1 pseudogene is annotated in these 1,901 nt (G+C 40.3%); it reads right to left on the bottom strand.

The features are described 5' to 3' along the window. Window positions 1-75: 75 nt before the first annotated feature. Window positions 76-1,752 (bottom strand): annotated as a pseudogene (locus QUB33_RS29335) (ATP-binding protein); the annotation flags it as partial. Between the last annotated feature and the right edge of the window lie 149 nt (window positions 1,753-1,901).

A 1,901-nucleotide genomic window follows, 5' to 3' on the forward strand; every position in this document is an offset into this window, starting at 1 on the left:
AATCTTTTTAGTTAGATCACCCCATTAAGATTAAAAAGACCTCATTATAACACAAAATCAATTCTGCAAGAGGTCTAATGAATAAGCAGCTTGTTGGACGCGATCGTGTAAAATTTTATAAGTCGGATTAGCGGAAGCATTGAAAACTTCCTCACTATCAGATTGGGTAAAAAACTTATAGATTTCGGTAGTAGGAATTACCAAACCCTCCTGCAAGGCTTTCCATAAAGCTGTTGCGGTACTCTCTGGTGATTTCTCACTGACAATTACTAAGGTATTCAAATCAAACTGCGCCCCAATACAAGAAGCTAGTTTGAGAATATCCTGAGTTTCTCTGGGCAATTTCTGTAATTGCAGTGCCATGAATTCAACGACATCATCAGTAATTGCTAAGGCCTTCACTTGGGCAATATCACATTGCCAATATTGAATGTCGCAATCAAAGCTAATTAACTTGTCATCATGTAATGCTTTGAGAAACTGGGTCGCAAAAAAAGGATTACCTTGAGTTTTTTGAGAAACCAATTTTGTTAAAGGCTGGGCTAGGGATGATTCACAATTCAGTGTATCTGCCACTAACTGATTCATATCAGCTTCCCTTAACGGCGGTAAAGTAATTGTATTCACCGTTGCCCCAGTTTTGACAATTTCATCCACTGTTAAAATAAATGGATGTACAGGGGAGACTTCATTATCTCGATACGCGCCTAATATTAATAGATACCCAGCATCTTGCATCAATAATTTAAGCAAGTTCAGTGAGGCGGAATCTGCCCATTGCAAGTCATCTAAAAACATGACTAGCGGATGTTCTTTACTGGTAAAGACTTGCACAAATTTTTGAAACAGGAGAGTAAAGCGATTTTGGGCGGCTGTTCCCGATAATTCAATGGCGGCAGGCTGTTTACCAATAATATTTTCTAACTCAGGAATTACCTCAATTAAGACTTGTCCGTTGTCTCCTAATGCAGTTAATATCTGGCTTTTCCATGTTTCTAATTGCAAATCTGATTCGGATAGCAATTACCCCATTAAATCGCGGAATGCTTGCACAAAGGCGCTCAAGGGAATGTTGCGCTGAAATTGGTCATATTTCCCTTTAATAAAATAACTCCTTTGCCGCACAATGGGTTTATGAACTTCTTTGACGACTGCGGTTTTTCCAATTCCTGAAAAACCCGCAAATAGCATGATTTCTGTTGCGCCTTCGCTGACTCTTTCAAAGGCTTGTATGAGAGTTTGTACTTCGGTTTCTCGTCCATAGAGTTTGTCGGGGATGAGAAAGCGATCGCATATATCCCGCGTTCCCAACTCAAATGTTTCAATCTTTCCAATTTCTTGGCACTGCTGCAAACACCGTTCTAAGTCATACTTCAATCCCAAGGCACTTTGATAGCGTTTTTCGGCATTCTTCGCCATCAGCTTCATCACCATATCCGAAACCACCTGCGGGATTTCTTTGCTGTTTATTCCAGGAGGTTGTTTAGCAATATGGCAGTGAATCAACTCCATGGGGTCGTCACATTCAAATGGCAGTTTTCCTGTCAGCAGTTCGTAAAATGTGGCTCCCAGAGAATAAAAGTCGGTGCGGTAGTCGATGCCTCGGTTCATTCTTCCGGTTTGTTCGGGAGAAATATAGGCGAGGGTTCCTTCTAAGACGTTGGGATTTTGAATTTCTTGAGTTTCTCTCGGCAGTAGGGAGGCGATGCTAAAGTCAATCAGTTTGACTTGTTTGGTTTCCGGATGTATCAGGGTAAGCTCATCTAATTTGGTATAAATTGTACTTGACAAAAAAACGCCAATAGACTTTATACCTGTGAACCGAACTCAAACCTATAATCAAGTTTGAATCTTAACAAAGTCAATCAAGTTGAAACGGAGTTAAAGACAATGACAAAGGG

It is taken from the genome of Microcoleus sp. B3-A4 (assembly GCF_036705385.1).
Taxonomy (GTDB): Bacteria; Cyanobacteriota; Cyanobacteriia; order Cyanobacteriales; family Microcoleaceae; genus Microcoleus.